The 21768-nt window shown below is 38.7% G+C and carries 35 protein-coding genes; 24 read left to right on the top strand and 11 right to left on the bottom strand.

Features of this window, described 5'->3' with window-relative positions; all coding sequences use genetic code 11:
- Window positions 1–171 precede the first annotated feature (171 nt).
- From ACWYN3_RS00340 to ACWYN3_RS00435, 20 genes are all read left to right on the top strand, one after another.
- A complete protein-coding gene (locus ACWYN3_RS00340) occupies window positions 172–2277 on the top strand; it encodes a hypothetical protein (RefSeq protein ID WP_456219351.1) in 2106 nt (701 codons plus the stop codon).
- 5 nt (window positions 2278–2282) lie between these two features.
- A complete protein-coding gene (locus ACWYN3_RS00345) occupies window positions 2283–3224 on the top strand; it encodes an AAA family ATPase (RefSeq protein WP_456219352.1) in 942 nt (313 codons plus the stop codon).
- On the top strand, window positions 3221–3835 hold the full coding sequence (locus tag ACWYN3_RS00350) for an ATP-binding protein (protein WP_456219353.1): 615 nt from the start codon (window positions 3221–3223) through the stop codon (window positions 3833–3835). Before ACWYN3_RS00345 ends, ACWYN3_RS00350 begins: the two co-directional genes overlap by 4 nt.
- A gap of 11 nt (window positions 3836–3846) precedes the next feature.
- Window positions 3847–4314 (top strand): hypothetical protein, encoded by a 468-nt coding sequence (locus ACWYN3_RS00355; RefSeq protein ID WP_456219354.1) that lies wholly within the window; start codon window positions 3847–3849, stop codon window positions 4312–4314.
- On the top strand, window positions 4304–4648 hold the full coding sequence (locus tag ACWYN3_RS00360) for a helix-turn-helix domain-containing protein (RefSeq protein ID WP_456219355.1): 345 nt from the start codon (window positions 4304–4306) through the stop codon (window positions 4646–4648). The genes ACWYN3_RS00355 and ACWYN3_RS00360 overlap by 11 nt, the downstream gene beginning before the upstream one ends.
- Entirely contained in the window at window positions 4629–4934 is a 306-nt protein-coding gene (locus tag ACWYN3_RS00365) for a hypothetical protein (protein WP_456219356.1), read from the top strand. The genes ACWYN3_RS00360 and ACWYN3_RS00365 overlap by 20 nt, the downstream gene beginning before the upstream one ends.
- Window positions 4927–5157 (top strand): hypothetical protein, encoded by a 231-nt coding sequence (locus tag ACWYN3_RS00370; RefSeq protein WP_456219357.1) that lies wholly within the window; start codon window positions 4927–4929, stop codon window positions 5155–5157. Before ACWYN3_RS00365 ends, ACWYN3_RS00370 begins: the two co-directional genes overlap by 8 nt.
- 95 nt (window positions 5158–5252) lie before the next feature.
- Window positions 5253–5540, top strand: a complete 288-nt coding sequence (locus ACWYN3_RS00375; RefSeq protein ID WP_456219358.1) for a hypothetical protein — start codon at window positions 5253–5255, stop codon at window positions 5538–5540.
- 82 nt (window positions 5541–5622) lie between these two features.
- A complete protein-coding gene (locus ACWYN3_RS00380; protein ID WP_456219359.1) occupies window positions 5623–5847 on the top strand; it encodes a hypothetical protein in 225 nt (74 codons plus the stop codon).
- Window positions 5848–5894: 47 nt separating this feature from the next.
- Complete coding sequence (locus ACWYN3_RS00385) at window positions 5895–6161, top strand: hypothetical protein (protein WP_456219360.1); 267 nt, start codon at window positions 5895–5897, stop codon at window positions 6159–6161.
- Window positions 6158–6391: a hypothetical protein gene (locus tag ACWYN3_RS00390; RefSeq protein WP_456219361.1), complete on the top strand. Its 234-nt coding sequence runs from the start codon at window positions 6158–6160 to the stop codon at window positions 6389–6391. Before ACWYN3_RS00385 ends, ACWYN3_RS00390 begins: the two co-directional genes overlap by 4 nt.
- A 10-nt stretch (window positions 6392–6401) precedes the next feature.
- Window positions 6402–6812 carry a DUF4406 domain-containing protein gene (locus ACWYN3_RS00395; protein ID WP_456219362.1) on the top strand — a complete coding sequence of 137 codons (411 nt, stop codon included), beginning with the start codon at window positions 6402–6404 and terminating at the stop codon, window positions 6810–6812.
- A 22-nt stretch (window positions 6813–6834) separates the two neighbouring features.
- Window positions 6835–7050 carry a hypothetical protein gene (locus ACWYN3_RS00400; RefSeq protein ID WP_456219363.1) on the top strand — a complete coding sequence of 72 codons (216 nt, stop codon included), beginning with the start codon at window positions 6835–6837 and terminating at the stop codon, window positions 7048–7050.
- A gap of 38 nt (window positions 7051–7088) precedes the next feature.
- Window positions 7089–7265 carry a hypothetical protein gene (locus tag ACWYN3_RS00405; RefSeq protein ID WP_456219364.1) on the top strand — a complete coding sequence of 59 codons (177 nt, stop codon included), beginning with the start codon at window positions 7089–7091 and terminating at the stop codon, window positions 7263–7265.
- Complete coding sequence (locus ACWYN3_RS00410) at window positions 7262–7564, top strand: hypothetical protein (RefSeq protein WP_456219365.1); 303 nt, start codon at window positions 7262–7264, stop codon at window positions 7562–7564. Before ACWYN3_RS00405 ends, ACWYN3_RS00410 begins: the two co-directional genes overlap by 4 nt.
- 86 nt (window positions 7565–7650) lie before the next feature.
- Window positions 7651–7947: a hypothetical protein gene (locus tag ACWYN3_RS00415; RefSeq protein WP_456219366.1), complete on the top strand. Its 297-nt coding sequence runs from the start codon at window positions 7651–7653 to the stop codon at window positions 7945–7947.
- Window positions 7948–8151: 204 nt separating this feature from the next.
- On the top strand, window positions 8152–8484 hold the full coding sequence (locus ACWYN3_RS00420) for a hypothetical protein (protein ID WP_456219367.1): 333 nt from the start codon (window positions 8152–8154) through the stop codon (window positions 8482–8484).
- 128 nt (window positions 8485–8612) lie between these two features.
- Window positions 8613–9053: a hypothetical protein gene (locus ACWYN3_RS00425; protein WP_456219368.1), complete on the top strand. Its 441-nt coding sequence runs from the start codon at window positions 8613–8615 to the stop codon at window positions 9051–9053.
- A 104-nt stretch (window positions 9054–9157) separates the two neighbouring features.
- Entirely contained in the window at window positions 9158–9361 is a 204-nt protein-coding gene (locus ACWYN3_RS00430; protein ID WP_456219369.1) for a hypothetical protein, read from the top strand.
- A 338-nt stretch (window positions 9362–9699) separates the two neighbouring features.
- Window positions 9700–10209: a hypothetical protein gene (locus tag ACWYN3_RS00435; protein WP_456219370.1), complete on the top strand. Its 510-nt coding sequence runs from the start codon at window positions 9700–9702 to the stop codon at window positions 10207–10209.
- Window positions 10210–10541: 332 nt separating this feature from the next.
- Here ACWYN3_RS00435 and ACWYN3_RS00440 read toward each other — a convergent pair whose 3' ends face one another.
- The 11 genes from ACWYN3_RS00440 to ACWYN3_RS00490 form a co-directional block, all read right to left on the bottom strand.
- The gene (locus ACWYN3_RS00440; protein ID WP_456219371.1) at window positions 10542–11006 is read right to left on the bottom strand and encodes a hypothetical protein; all 465 of its coding nucleotides are present in this window, start codon (window positions 11004–11006) and stop codon (window positions 10542–10544) included.
- Between the two features lie 45 nt (window positions 11007–11051).
- Window positions 11052–11537, bottom strand: a complete 486-nt coding sequence (locus tag ACWYN3_RS00445) for a phage virion morphogenesis protein (RefSeq protein WP_456219372.1) — start codon at window positions 11535–11537, stop codon at window positions 11052–11054.
- Window positions 11538–11624: 87 nt separating this feature from the next.
- Window positions 11625–12509, bottom strand: coding sequence for a hypothetical protein (locus ACWYN3_RS00450; RefSeq protein ID WP_456219373.1), 885 nt, complete (start codon window positions 12507–12509; stop codon window positions 11625–11627).
- A 7-nt stretch (window positions 12510–12516) separates the two neighbouring features.
- Complete coding sequence (locus ACWYN3_RS00455; RefSeq protein WP_456219374.1) at window positions 12517–12993, bottom strand: phage tail tape measure protein; 477 nt, start codon at window positions 12991–12993, stop codon at window positions 12517–12519.
- Window positions 12948–13634, bottom strand: coding sequence for a phage tail tape measure protein (locus tag ACWYN3_RS00460; protein WP_456219375.1), 687 nt, complete (start codon window positions 13632–13634; stop codon window positions 12948–12950). The genes ACWYN3_RS00455 and ACWYN3_RS00460 overlap by 46 nt, the downstream gene beginning before the upstream one ends.
- A gap of 82 nt (window positions 13635–13716) precedes the next feature.
- A complete protein-coding gene (locus ACWYN3_RS00465; RefSeq protein ID WP_456219376.1) occupies window positions 13717–14958 on the bottom strand; it encodes a phage head morphogenesis protein in 1242 nt (413 codons plus the stop codon).
- Window positions 14959–15076: 118 nt separating this feature from the next.
- Window positions 15077–15517 (bottom strand): phage portal protein family protein, encoded by a 441-nt coding sequence (locus tag ACWYN3_RS00470; protein WP_456219377.1) that lies wholly within the window; start codon window positions 15515–15517, stop codon window positions 15077–15079.
- Window positions 15514–16344, bottom strand: a complete 831-nt coding sequence (locus ACWYN3_RS00475; protein WP_456219378.1) for a phage portal protein family protein — start codon at window positions 16342–16344, stop codon at window positions 15514–15516. The genes ACWYN3_RS00470 and ACWYN3_RS00475 overlap by 4 nt, the downstream gene beginning before the upstream one ends.
- 169 nt (window positions 16345–16513) lie before the next feature.
- A complete protein-coding gene (locus ACWYN3_RS00480) occupies window positions 16514–16813 on the bottom strand; it encodes a hypothetical protein (protein ID WP_456219379.1) in 300 nt (99 codons plus the stop codon).
- 1 nt (window position 16814) lies between these two features.
- The gene (locus tag ACWYN3_RS00485; protein ID WP_456219380.1) at window positions 16815–18395 is read right to left on the bottom strand and encodes a hypothetical protein; all 1581 of its coding nucleotides are present in this window, start codon (window positions 18393–18395) and stop codon (window positions 16815–16817) included.
- A complete protein-coding gene (locus ACWYN3_RS00490) occupies window positions 18388–18810 on the bottom strand; it encodes a terminase gpP N-terminus-related DNA-binding protein (protein ID WP_456219381.1) in 423 nt (140 codons plus the stop codon). Before ACWYN3_RS00490 ends, ACWYN3_RS00485 begins: the two co-directional genes overlap by 8 nt.
- Before the next feature lie 142 nt (window positions 18811–18952).
- Between ACWYN3_RS00490 and ACWYN3_RS00495 the strand changes: the two genes are divergently transcribed.
- The 4 genes from ACWYN3_RS00495 (at window position 18953) to ACWYN3_RS00510 (ending at window position 21757) form a co-directional block, all read left to right on the top strand.
- A complete protein-coding gene (locus ACWYN3_RS00495; RefSeq protein ID WP_456219382.1) occupies window positions 18953–20110 on the top strand; it encodes a head maturation protease, ClpP-related in 1158 nt (385 codons plus the stop codon).
- Between the two features lie 49 nt (window positions 20111–20159).
- Entirely contained in the window at window positions 20160–20546 is a 387-nt protein-coding gene (locus ACWYN3_RS00500) for a hypothetical protein (RefSeq protein WP_456219383.1), read from the top strand.
- Window positions 20543–21238 carry a hypothetical protein gene (locus ACWYN3_RS00505; RefSeq protein WP_456219384.1) on the top strand — a complete coding sequence of 232 codons (696 nt, stop codon included), beginning with the start codon at window positions 20543–20545 and terminating at the stop codon, window positions 21236–21238. The genes ACWYN3_RS00500 and ACWYN3_RS00505 overlap by 4 nt, the downstream gene beginning before the upstream one ends.
- Window positions 21239–21328: 90 nt before the next feature.
- On the top strand, window positions 21329–21757 hold the full coding sequence (locus ACWYN3_RS00510) for a hypothetical protein (protein ID WP_456219385.1): 429 nt from the start codon (window positions 21329–21331) through the stop codon (window positions 21755–21757).
- The last annotated feature ends 11 nt before the right edge of the window (window positions 21758–21768 follow it).

Below are 21768 nucleotides of genomic sequence, written 5' to 3' on the forward strand. Positions count from 1 at the left end.
TTTTAAAGATCCAAGAACGCAACAGGAAATCGCCGATGCTATAGGATTCAGCAGAAACATTTTGAACCAGACGATTAAAGGCAAATACAAAGGGGACAACGTTATACCAAAGCTTTTAGAAACCCTGGCTCTACAAAAGACACAATCCATTAACACATCAAACTAAAGATTATGCAGTACTACAATAATACCTTAAGTATATCATATGGTGAACTGGTTGACAGGAATGCTGCACCAAACATTGTAGGTGATAATGCAATTATCTCTAGGTACAAATATGTTAATCTTAAAAACGCGAAGAAATTAATAACTGTCCGTATGGGATGCCGAAGTAATGACGCATTGTATGCATTCGATTCCCTTCCTATGGATATCAGACAAAAAGCAGCATCAAAATATAAAGATGTTGTTAAAACCGCGCAACAAGAGCCTATCAAAAAAATCCTACAACAGGATTACAAGGCTCTTAGTTTCTTTACGAACTACACACTCCCTAATGGCAATCATTTAAAAGAAAATACAATCAGGGAATATACAGCTACAGCAGTTGCACTGAATACTATAATCAAATTGCAAAGCGATACTAAAGCGTGGAGACAAGCTTTAGGAGGTTCAGTAAATCAAACAGGATCATTATCGACCTTATTAGAATTACTTGATTCATTACAGTCTAAGTGGGGTTGGAAACTTCCTGCGGGGGAAAGAGCAGTCAGAGGAAAGCTAAGTAAGTACCGGGCGTCTGGATATGAAAGCATCATCAGCGGTAAATTATGCAATGAGAACGCTGCAAAGGTTGTAGAGACTGAACAGGAAGCTGCATTGCGTAGAATCATGGCAGTTGCAAGAAACTTCGATGATATGCAGGTCACTAATCTTTATAACATGACTGCTCAGGCAGCTGGCTGGAAAAAAATAACCAAAGGAACAGTAGCGAATAAACGTAGTGAATGGCAAATGTATGCAGACGCAGGTTCTCGTGGTAAAAGCCACCATGATAACAACACTCATGCGATGCAACACAACAAAAGACGTGCTCCTAAAGCACCTTTGCTATATTGGACAGTAGACGGATGGGATGTTGAATTATTGTATCAGAAAGTCGTTCAGCGTATAGATAGCGAAGGAAAGGTTTCTAATAGAACAGAATATCACCATAGATTGACGGCCGTTGTCGTTCTTGATCCATGTGGCAAATATCCGATTGGATATGCAATAGGCACACATGAAACCCCTGCGCTAATTAGACAGGCATTACGTAATGCAGTTAGTCATACTAAAGAACTATTTGGCGAATATCACCACGTTCATCAATTACAAACTGATAGATATGGTAAAGGTGCTTTGACTCCATTCTACGAAGCTATATCAGAAACTTATACACCTGCTCGTGCGCATAATGCCAAAGCAAAAGTAATCGAACCGTATTTTAAACACCTGAATAAAAATCATTGTCAAATTCGCCAGAACTGGTCTGGATTTGGTGTAACCGCAAGAAAAGAAAATCAGCCTAACGCTGAATTTCTAAATAAGATTCAAAAAAGCCACCCTGATCAGGATGGTTGCATTCAGCAAATCATTGAAATGATTGAGGCTGAAAGGAAATCAAAAGTAACAGCTTATTTAAAAGCTTATGAAAACCTTTCCGATGCACATAAGTTCACATTATCTCAGGATGAAGTTCTACACCGCTTAGGTGAAACCTCAACACGTAATAACACTAATAAACTTTATGGTCATGGTGTCCCTCTACAGATAAATAAACAGAAATATGTCTACGATACGTTCGACCCTGAATTTAGACATCACAGAAATCAGGATTGGATTTTAAGGTATGATCCTGCAAATATGAGTCAGGTTTTAGCTACAAACGATGACGGATCTCTACGCTTTATGCTTGAAGAGAAATTCGAGCAGCCAATGGCTTTAGCTGAACGGCAAAACGGTGATGCAGAACAGTTATCGAAGGTCAATCAATTTAACAAAGCCATTGTACAGGATATTTTGGATACTCAGGAAAATGATTTCAACGAATTGAATGATCTTTTTAACAGAGTTCCCTCATTACAGGACACACTAGCAAAACTATTACTGGTCGATAGCAATGGCCAACATAAAGACAACAAGAGCCACGCTCGTCTGATGCAACAGGCAAATAAAAAGCAAATGCAAATCGAGCAGAAAGCTGAAAAGCAAAACCAGAAAGAACAGCTATCCAAACGTGAAGCTTTTCTGGATTCCAAAATAGACATAAACGATTTCTTAAACACTAAATACTAAACATCATGACAAAAGAATTGAAAGTTGAAATTATCAACGCACTTGAAAACTATCTACTATCTAATACTAAGGTCACACAAAATGATGTTGCTAACAGTGCAGAAATCAATGCGGGTTATTTAATAAACATGCGAAAAATGGACTTCACGGTGAGGTCTGGTCAAAAAGTAGTTGAGATTAATGAAAAATACTTTATTCGACTTGCGAAGTTTATCGGGTTCGAATTGTCAACAACAAATAATTGGAATGGAACTACTAAACCAACGATACAGTTGAAAGATATGGTTGCCAGCCTGCAACTTGCAAAAGACAACTTAGATACTTCAGTGTTGATTGGAGAAACCGGAGCAGGTAAGACATTTAGTCTGGATGCTTTCAAAAGTAGATTTCCTACAGAGGTGTTCACAGTAAAGGTTGGAGCATCTGACAACCTTCCTGATCTAATTGGGAAAGTTTTGACAGCGCTGAATGTTGGCCAGCCGCGTAGTACAACATCAGCAAGGATTGCACAGATAGCTTTAAGACTCAAAATCATAAGAGAATCAGGTAACATGCCTATGCTCGCTTTCGATGAAGCAGAGTATATGAAATACCCGGCACTATGCGCTTTTAAAGAGCTGTATGATGTATTAAATAAAGAATGTGCATTAGTTCTCATTGGTACTAACGAGCTGCTTACAAACCTTCAAAGGATGCAGCGCCATAACAAGCCAGGCATTGCACAGCTCTTTCGTAGAATCAAATTTAAAATACACAATATTCCAGCCATTGACAGACGTTTTGAACAGTTTTTAAGCGGTATTGAACCTGGTCTTAAAAAGTGGTTGCAAGCAAACTGCAATAATTACGGTGAGCTGCATGATGTAATGGTACCCGCAATTACTGAGGCCGAAAGAACGGGACAGCCATTGACTTTAGAACTGGTAAAAATTGTATTGGGAATATGAAGAAAGGCATTACACCTGCCGAACTTGATTCAATAAAATTTGATGTTTTTGAGTTTGAAGGCGAATGGTATGAAGCTTATGATCATCCAGAGACAAATGGTGTCTGGTTTATCTGGGGGGACAGCGGGAACGGGAAAACAAGTGTAACCCTAAAACTGGTAAAATACCTTACAACCTTCAAAAAGAAAGTAATCTACAATAGTCTTGAAGAAGGTAGGCGAAAAACAATGCAGGACGCATTTAGAAAAGCCAATATGAAAGAAGTAAACGGAAAGTTCATAATGGTACAAGAATCCATGGCAGAACTAACCGTGAGACTTAAAAAGCGTGGTAGTGCGGAAATAGTAGTAATAGATAGTATTCAATATGCTAACATGACTTTTCTTCAATACAGAGCTTGGAGAAAACTTCATCCAACAAAACTGATCATAATTCTAAGTCAGGTAACTGGTAAGCAGCCAAAGGGACAAATGGCAAAGGATGTAATGTCTGACGCAGATTTAAAAATTTGGGTTGAAGGACATAGGGCAATATCAAAAGGCAGGTTTATCGGTACAAAAGGCTATTACACAAATTGGATTGAAGGTGCTTTCAAGTACTGGGGATCATAGAGATATTAATCATGAAAACAATTACAAAAAATACACATATCGCCAAGATCAGGCAGCATAACCGTGAAGGAATGCAGCAGGTGTGCCATTTGTTGCAATGTACGGAGCAGGACTACTGCGATTACCTTTTTGATCAGTACTGTTTTTTCGTACAGGAAAGATACAAGGCATTCCCTGAGGTGGTTTTAAACAGGATTCTTTATTCCAGTCTGTTTCGTGGCATGTTCAATAATGCTGCTGCACAAAGGGATGAAACAGAGTTTATACCACAAGCACTTGATGTAACTGAGGACGTAACGATTATCAATATCTATGGTCGGTTAGAAGTATTGCAAACTGTACCACTTGGTGGTCAATACCTGATAGAAGAATGGCATGAGATCCACAGTTACAAACGTCTGCTTGAAGATAACCACTTTCTAAACCAATTCGAACACACATTAGAACTCATTAGTAAAACCACAAGACATGGAAAATAATAAAGAAGAAATCGCATTTATTCCTATTAAAATTCAAGAATCTGCAATGTCTGTCTTCAATATAGATAGAGAGACGCTACTGAGTAAATCAAAGAAAAACCCAATTCCTGATTGTAGGCGAGTAATCTGCTACCTGATTGATAAACACACGAAGCTAACTCAGGTTAAAATAATGGGATACATAGGAGCCAATGAAAGATCTGCTGTGTATTATATTATATTGATTCATGCAAAGAACTACTTGAATTTGACCGCGAGTTTGCTGCCAAGGTCATTCAGATTGAACAGAGATTGGAGGGGGTATGCGCATAAAATTGTCAAAGCAAGAAGCTAAAGGCATGTTTGATCTGATCACCTATTTACTGCTCACAAATCCTTACAGTGATCGAAATGAAAAGATACACGACTTGCTTGTTAGTGAAATCAGATTAAAGCTCCGAAATAAGTTAGAACGGAGAGTTCAAAATCATGGGTACTCAATAACCGTATCAGAAGTACAGGCACTTGCTCTTGAGGAATGGATGATACTACAGCGATCATTTATACCAATTGGAAATTTTGTGTACGAATTGAACGAGGCAACAAAAATCACCAATGAAATCAATTACATCTATGGATAGAACTAAAAGGATTGAAAAAAAACAAAGATTAAAGGAGTTTGAAAAAGACTATGTCGAATGGTTGAATTATTACTTCCCCCATTTCAAAGGAAAAAATAAAGCTCAAAAACTACATGAAGATCTTGCCGCCAGATACATTCAGCTTATCAAAAAAAAACTATCATTAACAGAAATCATCAACAGACACCAAAAATTAATAATAAGTCATGGAAAAACTAGGTAAATGGGCACTTAAGGCATTTGTTGGAATGCAAGGTATCATCATCATCGGACTCGTATCCGTAATTCTATACTTCACATTATTTAAAACCATATAAAATGCAAGCAATAAACGAATTAAGTACCGCAGAATTAAAAGAAATAGTAAAGACCCGTGAGAAGGCAGAAAAAGGTGCTTTGATAAAGAAAGAACAGGCATATGTGAAAAATAGAGATTTCAAACTTGAAGAACTCTCTGCTGAAGCTCTTGAATTAGCATTGCAATTAGCCAGGTTTAAATCAAAAGTACATGCTGTGATGAATAATCAGGCGAACGAGCTTGCGGAATATGGTAAGGTTCGAGGCAATAGTAAAGGTGGTTTTGCTATAACGAAATGCGAAAGGTAACCTAAGGATCATAAGGCGAAGAGATACTGAACCAACATGGGACGAAAGGGCGTCTAAGGCAGTTGATCTAATCAAAGAGTTTTTGGGTGATGCTATAAAAAAGAGGGATGTAAAACTTTATGAGATCCTTATCAAGTTCCTTGAAAAAAACCAGAATGGAGATCTGGAATACTCGGCTGTGTTTGGCTTAATGGAGCATGAGGATAAGTTTGACGATCCTCGATGGTTGGAGGGGTTACGTCTTCTTAAACAGAGCTACACGGTTACTTTAAAATGTTTTGGCTACGAATTCAAGAAAAAAAAATGATACTGGTAAGTGGGTTACTCAGGTTTTAAACTTTTCAAGTCTATAAAATGGGACAATCACTATACACGGAGATATCAAAATCACTCGGCACTGAGGGTAAGCCAATTGATCTACCTGATTTAGAAGAAGCCCAAAGGCTTTATAAAAAAGTAACTGTTGATCATCACATTCCTGCTTTTAGATGGGTTTTTAGTTATTACCGTTTTGGAAAGTCGCCAGAAACATTCGCAGAGAAAGAAGTAACAGAATTAATTAACGAGGCGTACACAATTGGCGCTAAATACTTTAGAACCCCTTTAAAAAACATATTATGATAATCGAATTTGAAGACAACGGACAAGACTTCCTGACTTGGAAGTTAGACCAGGACGGAAGAGTAATTGATTGTTCTCCGTTTCAACAATCTGCCTGGGTAGGTAAATATGTATTCCAACATAAATACCTATTTAAAGGTGCTGTTCTATTCTTTACGGATACCCCCGTAACCAGAATCAATCAGCCGTTAACTCAATTAAAACATAGGATATTATCAATTACTCAATAAAAGACATATTATGAAAAGTAATTTAAGAGAAGACATGCAGGCCAATTTCAAGGGTATTGTTAAAGATCAAAAAGACCTTTTATCATTATTCGAAAAGGCAAATAAGACAAATGGAATTGATGTCGTTTATATCGCTGGTAAAATTACTGGCTTGGATTATAGAGATGTGTTTGAGAAATTTAGACGGAGACAGTTAGTATTGGAAGCAGCACAATTTATTGTGATCAACCCTTGCGAGTATGTCGGTTCAGGTGAAGATTGGAAATCTGCAATGAAAATCTGCATTAACCTCTTGCAGTTTGCTACACATATCAGCCTATTGCCTGACTGGAAAGAAAGCAAGGGGGCTACAATTGAAAAGAATCTTGCTGATGCGCTTGGAATAGCACCTCTTGCAATTAAGTTCCCTCATGAAGCGTAATGAGGTCGTAACGTTGGATCGGTTGTCAGTTGGCGACCGGTTCTATAAAGTTGGTGACACCTCGAAATCCATGTTTCAGGTAATGGATACAGAAAAGCAGATTCGTACTGTGAAACAAAAGCACTTTGCCTGTCCGGTGTCGTTTGTGGGAGCCTATTTCGAAACTAATAAGACAGTCTCAATCATGGGAAATATTCAGGTGGTGTTCCTGAGAAATGTTCATGTTCATGCATCATGAAAAGAACAGCAAAAGAAAATAGACGCTATAGGCTACACGTGAGGATTAAAAAGTTTACAACTATAAATCCCCGTACTAAAGAAGTATTTATTAATGCTGGATTGGCAAGCGGTGGAACGGTCAAGTTTACTGCCAACTTCTCTGCAATACTTAAGGAGCTTTCAAATGTGTATGGATATAACATTCAAATCACGATAGATTCAGGTAGTTTATGAAAGATTTCGATGAAAAATACTTGGAATCTGTGTTTTTCTATAAAGGGATTTGCTTTATAGGGATGTTAGAAATAGATATTGAAAGAAAGCCTTTTGTTTGGGATGGTAAAAGTTATCCTACAGGTTCAAAATTCGCAAGACTGGGAGATAATCCAAGACAATCTTTATGCATTGGTTGGAATTTAATATACGAAGGCCAAATATTAAACTATGTGTTGTTTTCCCACGATGCACCAAAGTCAAAAACAGATCATCTAAAAAAAAAAGCATTTTATTGCTATCCTCTACTTAGGCGATGAGGATCTTCAGATGCAAACTAGTATAAGTGGTTCTTATGATATTAGACCTTAAAAAAATGGAAAATTTAATTACAATCGCAATACACGTGATATACCTACTATTTGTATTATTTGTTGTTTTTGGTTATAAAGCCCTGGATAAGAAGAAAGATCCCGAAAGGCTTTCAATGCGTGATCATGATGATCACTCTCCTGTAACAAATGAAGAGGCAGCAGAATTGGCAAATGAGCCTAATCATCATCATTTCGAAATATATGGTGAGGTGTTGTATCATGTTGTTATGGGTAAAAGATATCCGAGTTTCAGAACCGTCAAACCAATGCCAGGGTATCCAGAGGATAAGGATTTCAAATTCCCAATCAGTCCTAAGCAGGCATGTTAAAGTATATATTGTTTAATCATGAGATATGGCGCATATGTACCAATTGTAAGCATTTCTTTGATTTAAGAATAGGCTTTAAGTGTTACAATGCGGTCATACTCATACAGAAGAAGAAGTTTTATGACTAATATGAATTACACAGCGAGTAAGTACTCGCAATTTTTCGCCATTTGCAAGGCACACGGCTTCGATTACAAAGAAAAGGTGTACGAGTTCACAAAGGGAAAGACCATGAGTTTAAGAGCCTTATCAGAGCTTGAATATGCTCAAATGATGAAACTGCTCATTGATCTGAACGAGCCCTTTAGACGGAACTACGTGCCGAAGCCAGGTGATAAGCAGAGAAAGAAAATGATAGCCCTGGCAAGGCTTATGAACTACGGGGATATGAAGACCATTTATGCCCGCTTAGACAATTGGTCACGTGATCAGAAGTTTAAAAAAGGTTGGATGTCGCATAACCCTGCTGAGCTTGATTTGCTGGTCGCCATTTTCGAGCAGAAAGTATACACACATTATTTAACAACTTTAAATTAGGTTTAAATGGTTAATATACATCTTTTAAATAGCGTAAGCCTTGCCGAAGTATAGAGGTGACTTACAAGAATGGAATTTTGTCGGAAATCAAATTTCCGACAAAATATCCCCTGACATTGGATCAGCATGTGAAATTTCTAAATCATATTCCTTACTCTGAAGAAATGCTGAACTTTAATATGGGTTTGATAAAACTTAATGTACAGGCTGAAACACCGCACTTCAAAAAAATAGCTCTTTGGTGTGGTTTCTACCACACAAATAGAGGATTGCAGTACAAAATAACAGAGCCTGAGAAAAGAAAGTTAAAAGAACTGAAAGTAACTGAGGAAATATTGACTGCCTATTATAAATCTACAGCCTTTGAAATTATGGGTAAAGAAGGTACTGGCAAACATTCAGTTAACAATTTCTATACGTATTACAATCTTATTTTACAAGAAATGGCATCAGGTGATAAGAAAAAATATCCTGACACCTGGTCTGAAGCTTTTCAAAATAAACTTACCTCGCAACAAGAGTTAAACGGTTACTGGGCTTACTTACCACACATTAGGCTTACAGCCTAAAAAAGACAGGACTGGTAAAACAATTGACTGGGTCAAAAGACCATAAAATAACAGTTTTACGGATTCCCGTAATTTCAATAAAGTACCTTATTTTACATTTGGATATGGCAAAATTATCAGAGATTTTAAAAGAATATGAAGCTATTGCGCTTCAGGCAATGGGTGTTGATCTTAATAAAGATTATTTTGATTACACGCTAAGGGAATTCTTAACTATGAGTGTCTATTTTTATCCAGAAGGACAGGGAGTTAGGAAAAAGGAATTATTACTCAATGCTGTTATGATATTACTTGCAAATCGTACATAAATATGGAACTAAAATCAAAATATCCGTTCGATAATTTAGAATATGATGAATCACAGGCGGAAAGCATCAAAAGGTCTTTCGCGTATCTTGATCGCGTATTTAGTTATGAATTTTTCATTAATATCAGATCGAAAAGCTCAAATCATTACACAGACAAACCGAATGAACTTTTTTTTAGGTGTCATATGATAGGTACAAACAAAGTCTTTTATGACAAATTTGATATCAATCATTATAAATGCGCTCAGGACTTTTATGATGAAGTTCTAGTAGAGCTGAGGCACGAATACAATATAAAATAATACATTTGTAAACTCAAACCATCTAAATTACTCATTATGAAGAAAATTTTGTTCCCTGCGTTAATTTTGATCACATCACTTTTAGCCTGCAAAAAAACGGAAACAGTTGAAAAGATCGTTGAAAAGCCAATTGAAGTTCAAGTGCCTGGAAATCCATTGAAAACGGTTGCTACTCAAATCATAATCAGTGTAGGCGCTCAGGCTGGTCAGGATTATTATACTCCGCTAAAGGATAATGTGAAAAAGCTTGCTGCTTCTGTCGGTTCATCTACTTACGGATTTTATATTTATTACGGATCAAACGATTTTGACACATTATTTGGTCAGACCAATGGTAAAAAGGTAGTTTTTATTCTTTGTGTAAATAAAGACTGGACAGTAAATGCCGTTTTTAGTCTTGATCGCTCAGGAACTGGTGATCCAAATAGAGGAAATGGGTCAATAAAAAGCACAAATGCTCGCCCAAATTTAGTTCCAACCAATGCAGGATTTTACAATAATTCATTAAGTGGTTTTATGACACAAGGTGATATCTCAGCATTGTAGATTTAAAATTTGAGAAATGAAAATATTCTATTTGAAACAAAAAGCCATGATTAATCATGGCTTTTTTTTGTAGGATAACTTTTTTTTAACGCGGTTGAGCCATTGTTTATATTTGTAACAATGGCTTACAACAACAACAACCGCTTTTTACGCATAAAGGATATACAAGATATATTCCTACTTCACAAAGTTGAAGGCTTAACCACGCGTTTTGTCTTCAAAAAATACATTTACCCACATTATAAAATCAGCATTGCTACATTTTACAACTATATGGGTATTAATGTACGTAAAGAGCTTAGACAGCTTGATATGTTTCCCTCTGAGGAAGATTAAAATTTGGTAATCAATTTGCCATTGATCTTTAGCTTCTCAATCATTGCCTCAACGTACTCTATGCCTGTAATCATTGGATCTTCATACATGCATTGATATCTTAATACTTCATAATTGACAACTCCGGTATCTACAGGCTGATTGTCCACTCTTTGAAGTTTTCCAGTGTTTTCACTTTCAATATCATCCAACACATACTGCACCAGCTTGTGAAACATTACGTGTTTTAAACCTTCTGCTGCACTGGTTGCTATGTTAGATGTTTCCCATGTGGCATCTGTTACCAAATGGAATTCAAGCATTACATTTCCTTTGTAGGATCTGCCTACTTTTTCCCAGGGGATTGACCTCGCTATGAAAATAGCTGGTAAATCGTAATATTCAAACTGTTCGGGATTTAACGGCTGCCCCCTGTACCTGTCAATATGTTTAATAGGTTCAAGATTCAAAGCGATGAACAAATTTTTGTTATCCTCGAAGGCTTGATATCTTTAAAAATAGGTCTGTCATCGTGTTAGTTCTTTTTTAATATCATCATTGATTAAATCTTCTATTCTTTTACTAAGCTCCTTAGATGAGCCTAAAAACTGTCTCTGTGGCATAACGAAATTAATTTTTCGTTTGTGCGCTTTAACGGTGTGTGCAGCGATAGTTTGAGCCTTAATACTTTCGGATCTACCTGACCTTGTTCTTGTATGGGCTTTACGCCTGTAAGCTTTCTTTCTGTATTCGCCTATGCTCGCAGTCGCTTTTACGCGACCACCGTTATTATGTATTTTAGCATATGGCACATCAGTACCAATAATCGCGCGATCACTATTAGCCATTATTTTTCTAATACTTCTCATTAAACGACCACTTTTAACAAGTACGGCTCTCTTACCGTCTTTTCTTGCTCCCCTTTTTGGTGGCTTACGTTTTTTCCAAGGTTCATCGGCAGTATCTATCCAGCTTTGTTTCCGAAAACGTTCCTTTGTGAAGTTGACCGCCACACTGTAGCTGCCCTATTCGGAATAGATTTGCATGTTGTAAGTAGCCTGTTTACCAGCTTTTCGTATTCTTTGAGTTCATTTGCCATATTAACTGTATGAAGTTTCTAAGTTTCGTATCATACGAGCTGCAATTTCAGTAAAGAATTGTTCCATTTCTTTTCTACCCATTTTTGATATCTCAGGATTTTTGCTGACCAAGTCTCCCATTTTCACCATGGCATCCATATTTATAGTAAGATTCTTAATTTGTTGTGCAGATCCAGTGGTTTTGCCTACATCTGAACTTCCTGTGGTTTTGGTATTTGCTAACTTTCCACCGCCATTTTTAACACCGCCGGTTGGAGTTATTGCATCCGGTTTTTTTAATTTCTCTTTCGCAGCATTTTGTTCTTCTGTGATCTTCGCATTAAATCCTTTGTCGAATCGCTTTTTTATCCCCCCGTCCATGATTTCGCTTACAGCTGCAACAGCTTGATTTGCACCTTCGGCAAAACAGTTGGGATTAAATGTAAATGCACCAATAATGGTTTTACCTAACCCAATAAATATCTCAGCTAATAGCTTCCCGACTTCCATAATGCCCGCGAGACTAGCTCTAAATGTTTGGCTTTTATTGTATGCCAAAACCAGACCGCCAATAAGTAGCCCAATTGCTGTAATGAGTATACCTATAGGGTTGGCGTTCATTGCTGCATTTAGTGCCCATTGCGCAGCTGCTACCAAACCTAGTCCTTCGGCTCTAGCAATTTCAAAACCTATTGCGATCTGTGAAATTGTGTTGAGTGCAAGCATAATTCCAATACGAGCCATTTCAAAGGCCATGACAGATTTTGTAATCAGGAAATAAGCTGCCCACGCACCTGCAATTGATAAAACTACAGTGCCGAAATCTTTAATTAATGGTATGTTATTGAGAAACCAATCACCAATGCTTCCCAAAATTGGAAGTACAGATGAACCTGTCTCAATCATTGATACTTTAATCGTATTCCATAATTAACCAACTATCCATTGGATCTTTTACAATTTCGACCGCTTTATTCAACTGACCTTGACTATCTGTTACAAAATCAATACTGTCTTTCAGCTGATCGACACCTTGTGACATTTTGCTAAAGGCCATTGAACTCTCCATATCAAGACCAATGGAAGCGAATTTTTTCATTCTCTGCTCATCGGTAAGACCTGCCATTTTTGTATTTAGATCTGTAGCAATTGACACTAAATCTCTTACTTTACCTGTAGCATCAAAGATGTCAATACCAAGCCCTTTAAAGCCTCCCTTTGTTTTTGATCCGTACACAACGTCAGGTGTGGACATTGATTTCATAGCGTTTGATAATGCCGTACTTGCTGCCTCTGCCTTTAGTCCTGTTGCGGTAAGGAATGCGAATGCTCCACTGGTCTGTTCTAGAGAAACCCCGACCTGTCTTGCACCAGGAATAATTTTCGGCAAATAGTTGGCGATATCTTCAAATTCGGCCTTGCCCTTGTTGAGAGAGTTGCAAATAATACATCGTAAATCTTAATCGCATCTGTTATGCCGGTACTCCCCATGATGTTAGTGGCTGCTTCTGCTGCTACCCCGGCAGAAGTAAAGCCCGCTTTTGCTGCCAAAAGTGTAGGCTCCAATGCTGCCAGTGACGTCTTTACATCAAAACCAGCACTCACGATTTTGTTAAAAGTTTCAGGCACTTCCATTAGATCTCCTGTATTTCTCTTTCCAATATCCAATAACTGCTGACTGACTCCCTGCAGCTCTTCTTTTCCTAACTGAGCCGTGACGTTTACCTTTCGCAAAGAAGTATTCCATTCATCCGCGAGCTTTACAGATTTGATGTAAACCGTGCCAAGGAGTGCTATCCCTGCAACTAATGCAGCAAGTGGGCTTGTTAGTGCGCTTAATGCTTCATCAAGTCCGGGGATCTTACTGGTAAATGATTCGAAAACATCGGTAATACTGCCCTTCAATTCCTTCATTTTGGATTTCATTGCTCCAACACTATTCGCTAGTGTGGAGCTTGCTTGTCCTAATGCGCTTTTGAGCCTGTTTTTCAGTTCTAATAATAACGTGATCTTTGCTTGTCCTGCACCCATTATTTAATTATAAATTATTTGTATATTTGACCTGTGTTCTGATCCGACTTGTTCAGATTTTGCACATCCAGAAAGCAGAAATTTATTTCTGCTTTCTCTTTTTAAAGAAACCGGTAATTTCTGACCGGTTATATTTAGTGATCTTATCCTTAACATCAATTATCCAAATCTCCCTGATACTCTTACTTTGCATTACCTGACCTTTTAAGGCTCTTTGAACATCTGTTGAAGCGACCTTTTCCGTTAGCTTGACGCATATGACATCAGACTGTTTTGAGCCTGCCTTGATCAGCTGTTTAATAGATGCCTGGGTATTGGATGAACTGGTTTTAAATTGTACCACCTGATTGCCGTTCACTATCGCATCCGAATTCGTGCCCTGTTTTACTCCATCAGGTAAAACAATGTTCCTGAGTGCCTCTTTCCATTCCGTATTTGGGTTGATCTCAGGAAGCATGATCACTTTATCACCTGAATTTGCTAAGGTTTTAGAGATAGAAAACATATCCTTAAAATCCTTTCCAGTTGGTGTCAATGAATTTTGATAAACATATCCACCTTTTTTGCCTGCATGTGTCTTCTCATACAGGAAAGGATTATTGTTATCTGCTGTCTTAATCACTGCCTCAGGTAACCTGTCAAAATACGGGTGATCAGCAGGGAATATCAGACCGGACTTAGCTAGATTCGTCTTAAACATTGGAGGTATGTCCGTAGGTACAACAATGTTCTTAAGTGGTGTAACCTTTTCATGTACGCTCTGCTCAATATCGCATCTACAATTCCAACCGTTAGGTGCAAAAATGGTGTCCCATATAAAATCATCAATTGCCCTGGTTACACCATCCAGTAACTGATGTGATGATCTCACTTTCCCATCCCCAACAGTTCTGTAGGTTAAAAAAGGTAAATCGTCCTTTTCTTCCTGATATTGAATCCACCTGCTCCCCATTTGTGCAGAAGAGATCGCGGTATTATATTCAATAGGTAGATATCTATTCGTATATTCGTTATTTATGCGCTGTGCTACCTCTCTAAATTCAGTAAAAGGCACAATCTTGCCATCACTGTGTAATGCCTGCGTGGTTGCCTTTAACTGTTCATGTGTTTTCGCAAAACTGAATTGATACACATTCTGCTGTAAATGCTCAATTTGCTTTCTGTCTGCACTATTCCAGTCAACGGCAAACACATCTTTCCCATATCCCTGGGCGACTGCACCTGCAATGGTGGCTGCAACTTTATTCGCAACCTTTAACGCGGTTCGTTTAGTCTGGTGACCATAATAGAAATCATGAGCCAGTCTTTCAATTTCCTTTTGCAAATCAAGGTCAATATCGCCTAAGGCGTTTACTTTAAGCCCTGAGCAGTGGGGGCAAATACAATTGTAAATCTCATCCAGTTTTTTCTTTTGGTCAATACCTGCCCCGATGCCTCAGGGCTTAACCGAAAAAACTACCATTGCCTAATGCTGTGGGCTGACCTTTGGCCGCGGGCGGTGCATTTGTTGGTGGAGCTGCTTGTACAGGTTCTACCTTACCTGTAATGGGAAAGTCAAACGTGCTGCTGATCCAGTCGTTGTCAATTTGATAGCCAAGCTCAATAGCTTTAGCTACGATACCCCATTTTCCGGGAATAGATAACTTTTGTGAACGATCAAATACAAATTCATCCGTTTCAGAAAATGGCATCCTGAATGTATCTCTAAGTACTGGAAGAATCTTTCCATTGAAAATAAACTCAACTTTCTTTTTATCCCTTCCTGCAATGATATCGTTCATCGTCCGCTCATGTACCTCACTCTGTGATTTGCTGCTACCATTATCACTGACCATTGTGCCACCTAAATAGCGTTTGCTAATTTGCTGGTCAGAATAATTCATTTGTTCCAGGAATACTTGTGCGGATCTCCTTTTGCAGCACTATCCTTGATGTCCAGTGTGGTGCCTTCAGGAAAGATCGCCTGTGATGCTTTACCTAAGGATTTTAACATAGCTTCAATTCGGTCAAGTTCTTTTTTATCCCTCGTCCGTGTGGTCGCAGTTGTCATCGGTATGCCGAATTTCTCAGCAAACATTGCCCATGCCTGGCGCGCATTTTTCTTCCAGATCAAATCTGGTACAATATCATTCATAATGCCGAATTGGTTACGGCTCCTTACTACAATGATCGTCCCTTTAAAGGCGGGATCTGTGACGTCAATTCCTTTATCCCCGTTAGCTTCGAAAAGAAGTAAGTTTTTCTGAGGTATGAAATTACGTCGAGGTAACAGCTGATATATCCCCAAAATAGGATCGACAATCTGCATGATCGTGTAACCGAAAAACTCATGATCAATCAGATCACCGATAGCATCAAATACCCATTCCACTTCTAAGGTCTTTGATTTTACGGGGTCTTCTTTATTGGTCTTACTATCCCTGATGTAATAACGAACAGATTCTGAGAGACCTCTTCTGATGTCCATTTGAGAGCCTAAATGCGCATCCGGTCTCAGGTATTCGTACAAATCCTGTAATAGTGCCCAACGCGGAGTTTCAGGGTTTGACGCGGCTTCAATTGCCGCCCTCCATGCTTGTATATCTTTCCGGCTCAGGTCAGCAAATTCAGCAGCAAGTTGTTGGATCACTCCAATGTCTGAATTTTTAGATGTTGGTTTTGCCGCTGCATTTGGATTAGCATATCCACGGCCTATTCTTGAATTAAACATGTTTTAAGCGTTGTTTAAATAGTTATTAAATTACCAGTTGTGGTTTTCAGGCTTGCTGTCAGACCAAAGCCTGATCTCGCCCTGGTTGGTGTCAGTTAAGGCACTTGGTAGATTTGCAAATGAATTCCCATTGCCAACATCTTTTAGCCAGTCAATAGCGTCCTGATATCTACTTGATCTGTGTTCGGGCCTTGCTTCCTGTTTGGCTGTATAGGTGGTAAAGGGTGATATCAATACCAATCATAATAATATAGCTCTCCCTGGTATCGGGATCAGTTAGGCTGTCAGAAAATATGAGGTCAGTGTTAAATCTGCCTGCTAACCTGTTTTTCATCTGGGATATTGCTGCCTGCTCTGCTCTTAATAGTTTAACAGAACTTGCCAGCTCCGGCGTTGATCCATCCAGTAAACGTAATATTTCTGACTTTACCTGAAAGGCGTAATCTGTGTCTTTAAAAAATCTTCCCATGTTAATATGATTGGTCTTGATACGTTTCTCTTTGTGCTATTCTCGGATCGAATTTTTCAATGAACGTCATTCGATCAAGCTCCTTTAAACCTACGGCTACGGCATCGGGGCCATCATCATGTGCGCCACTGCCTTTTTCAAATTTGTCGAACTGGTCAAGCGTGTCTATCTGATCTAAATGCTCTTTTTCCTTGATGTTCCAGAAAACCCACTTTCTGGTAAATCTTCCTAGAATACTTTCTATATGATCATACTTATTACCGTATGATTTGACGTTTGCAACTACTGGGATATAATAACCCCGTGTTTCGCCCTCATCATCGAAATCATTCTCAAAATCGTTTTGTGCAAAGAGGCCGTCAAATGTGTAGGTAATATTATAGCGCAAAAGCTTTCTGTCTTCATATAAATCATAAAGCCATTCCGCTGCAAGGTTCCGGCTGCATTGCCGTAAAAAGCTGTAAATGATATGGTACTCTTTGCCAATCTTTCCAATAAGGTATAAGCCTTTGTAATCTCCTTTATCCTTATATGATAAATCCCCTATAAAAATTAAAGCTTCATACAGGTGCAGCTTTAGCATTTCTTTCCACTGCATCAGTTCGGGTTTGAATATTCTACCTGCTGATACGTGGATGTGCATGTATTCACGTTTGAAACTTGCGTTGTTTTTGATGTACTTCTTTTTCCAGTATGCGGCTGTCGCCTTCTCCGGCCACGTAGGTACAAAATCTATCAAGTCAACTACAGCAGTTACAGAAAGAATATAATATTCAGTTTTTTCACCATCCCGTTTGTCTTGCTTAATATTTTTGGTGAACTCAGTTTTAAGCCTATTGGTAATACTGTTTTTATGAAAATTGTTATTTGCATAGACCAGCCGTTCCGTAGATTCATCAGAAGCGTCGAAACACCCCATTATCTCCTCTGTAATCTTATCAATGGCATCACCCATCATAGTATCATTGTTGACGTGCTTTTTGCTGTCAACATCATCTATACAGATATAATCAGGACGGTCAGCGCCTTCACGCAAACCGCGTGCTGACTGCTCCCATCCAAGTGATTTAAAGCGGACACCATCAGTAGTCAAAAAGTCCCCATCAGCCCAATTCCCCTTTCCCATTTTATGACCATAATCATTGATCAACTTCTGGTTGTATTCAAGTTCTGCCTGGATACTGCTAATTAGCTGTTTTGCTTTAGGTGCATTCTCCGAACTGAACTGCACCATAAATTGCAGGTCTTTTTTGACAAAATACAAGTACAACGGTATTCCTAACCCTACGTGTACAGACTTTGCACCTGACCTGTAAATCTCAGCCAGGGTTTTGCTCTTCTTATTGCCAATAATAAGATTAGCCAGTTTTTTGTGAAACTTCGCGCATTTGACCTGTGTAGATTTGACTTTAGCGTAATGGGACAAATAGTGTTCAAACCAGGTGACGTAATCACTTTCAAGTTCTCGAATCCTTTGCCCTTTAGCCTTGTCGCTTTCGCCCAAATCTATACTTGTCGCTTTCTTGATCTTTAAGCAATGCGAATCATAATCCTGAACAATTTTAAGCCATTTACTATCCATACAAGTTGATGATGTGAAGGATGAACTTCTTGTGGAAATCAAGATTTAGGTTAGCTAATTCAGGATTGAGGTTTGCGATCCATTCGTCATATACTTTCAGTACTGTCATGACCATCTGTGGAGATAGTTTTGTATTGAAAGTCAACATAACCTTTGAGACTTTAGATAGCGCGTCTGAATCAATTGTTGCCTCTCCACCAGCAGCAAGGTTTTGGATTTCTTTTAAAAGAATAGCCCTTACTTTCATCGGTGACGCTAATAGTTCCTCACGCTGTTTGTCCCAATCTCCTTTTAATCGCCAATTTCCTACAGTCTTTTCCTGTACACCGAATTGCTCCGCTATAGCTTTCGCATTATAGCCCAATTCGATAAACATCATTTCAGCCTGTCGCTGTAAAGCCTCCTTTTTCGCCATTGTTTTTTACACAAAAAAAGCTATTAAAAAACTGGTAAATCGCGGAGTGTCTAAGGTTTAATACATTGTTTATAAGCTTTTTATACTTCTTTTTTTTGTTAGAATTATCGCCATATCCTTGTGTCATAATCGCAGAATAATTATGCAATACAAGGCACTGGAAGGAAACATTGGAGAGCTGAAATTTTACGGAGATATATCTGAATGGTGGATCAGCGGAGATGACTTTACCCGCACTATTGAAGAGATGGCAAGCAAGTTTGTCGAGATACATATCAGGGCACATTGCTTCGGCGGTGATGTCTTTGAAGGTAATGTGATGTTTAACGCGCTGCAAAGATGTAAGCCAAAAACTAAACTATTTATTGACGGTGTGGCTGCTTCCATGATGGGTATCGTAATGCAGGCTTGCGATGAAATCATAGCTGCTGAAAATGCCTGGGTGATGGTTCATTGTCCAACTGGATACCAACAAGGTAATGCAAAGCAGATGTTCCAAGCGTATAAGCTGCTGACAGGAATGGAAAAGAATTTCACGAAAGTCTTTGTCGCAAGAACAGGTAAACCTGAAAAATATGTGCAGGCTTGGTTTGATGGAACTGATTACTGGTTCAGCGCTGAAGAAGCTTTAGCAGAGGGACTCATAACCTCAATTGGAAAACCTGTAGTAACCAATATCGTGCAAATAGACAAGCCCACGGAAAACGATCAGGTAGAATCTGTATTTGGCCGCTTCGCAGCCCTGATGTCCCCTAATTCAAAAGCAAATAACGAAACCCCTATAAAAGATCAAAAAATGAAAAAAGAAATTATCGCAAAATTCGCTTTGGCCGGTGTGACTGAAACGAGTACAGATGATGAAGTATTTGCAGCAATGCAGAAAAAGCTTGACGAGTCTGGTGCTGAGGCTAAAGTTGTAAAAACGACTGCAATAGAAGCCCTGATTTCAGGTGTGGAAACAGCTACACAGAAAAAATATGAAGCTGCCTTACGCACAAGCCTTGTTGCTGTTGGTGAAGCTTCAGGACTTGGTGTCTTGCAGTCAATGTTAGGTTTAAATACTCCCGCTGTTGAAGCCGCTGCACCAGCTGCTGCTGCTGCTGTCCCGGCTATTCCTCAGGTTGTTGCGATGCTTAACGGTAATGTAGTCAATGCAGGTGCAGATAATCGGTCAACCTGGGCGTGGGACAAGTGGCAGGCCGAAGATCCAGACGGGGTCGAAGTGATGATGGAAAAGAAAGAACCCGAAAAGTTCGTGGCATTATATCATGCAAAATTCGGTGTAAAGCCAGTTCTGTAATCAGCATTCAAATAATTCACAAAAATTTTAAAGCTCTAATAAACACAAAATGAAAATCAAAGATTTTAATAATCTAATGATCGCAATGTTATATATCATTGCCTTTGCAGCTACGCTAACATACTTTTCAACTATCTCTTTTACGGGATCATTGATCTTGTTTTCAGTTGCGTTAATTATCTATACTGTAATTCCTAAACAAAAAGGAGTTGCACAAATGGCAATTTTCCGGGAGATATGGACAGGTGAAGTCATCAAGTTCGTCACAGCTGCATTGAAAGCTACGTTTTTGGATGGGATTGCTGATTATTCCAAATATGTATCAAATGTTGGGGATGAAGCTCAGGCAATACATATTAACTCAATGAATGTATTACCTGAAGTATTAATTAACAATACTACCTATCCATTAGGGATCGCTGATCAGTTGATTTGATTCAGGATATTCTTATCCAGTTAAACAAGTATCAAACCGTTGCATCGCCTATTACTGATGACGAAATGTATGCGAGTTCAGTTAAGAAAATGGATCTAGTTAAAGATAGACACGCTAAAGCGATTGCTATTACTATCATCAAAATGGCATTGCATGCGCTTGCACCGGCGGGAAATACTGCTAAAATGCCTGTTTTGATTACCACTGGTGCGCCTGATGCTAATGGTATCCTGCGTATGTCAATGGCCGATATCCTTAGATTGAAAACGCAGTGCGATGAACTTGAGATTGATGAAGCATCCCGCAGATTCGTACTATCAAGTCAACACGTCAATGATTTGATATGGGAAGATAAAAAATTAGAAGGCTTCTTCTTTAAAAACACTACAGGTGAAATTCAAAAGAATCTGCTTTCATTTGATATTCACACGCATATCAATACACCTTACTACAATCCCGCGACTAAAAACAAATTGGCTTACGGAGCAATACCCGCTGCTACTGATCATAAAGCGTCTGTGCTTTTCTCATTGGACAGAGCTGCTAAAGCAATGGGTTGGACTAAGATGTATTTATCTGAAGCTAAAAGCGATACTCAGTTTCAACGTAACCTGGTCAACTTCCGTCAATACGGAATTGTATTGCCTACTGCTGAAGAGCAAAGAGGTGCTGTCGTGTCAGGTAACGCATAACTGATAATAGTTCAAATCATAAATAACCAGTTTTAAATTATTAGCAATAGGCTTCGGGTGAAGCTTATTGCCTCACAAAAATCATATATCATGGGATTCCCAAAAATCATATTAGAATTTCCCGCTGAGGGATTTGCAGGTGATACTGTAAAACACAAGCTGACTGCTGCTAACCTTAAAAATCAGCCTGAGATACTTGACAAAGGTTTCAAACTTGGTGACGAGATTGATATCGTTAAACCGGTGGTTCAAACACCTATTGTTGGAGACAGCGCAGCTACGCCAAAAGTTAGCAAAACCCCTGCCAAGGAAAATAAGGAAAATAAGGTAGTGAAAAGCGGTGATGCTGAAGAGGCTCCGGTGACCAAAGGTAACCGGAAGCGTGCAAAAGAAATTGCTGATGCACACAATGTGGATGACGTTTTCGAAAATCCTGATGGTGAGTTTTTCACTTCGCAAAACCTTGCGCTGGTTAGCGTTAACCAGGTCAAAGCTAAAATTATCACTCACTCTTTCTAATTCAGTAAAAA

The sequence above is a fragment of the Pedobacter sp. NJ-S-72 genome (assembly GCF_053890575.1).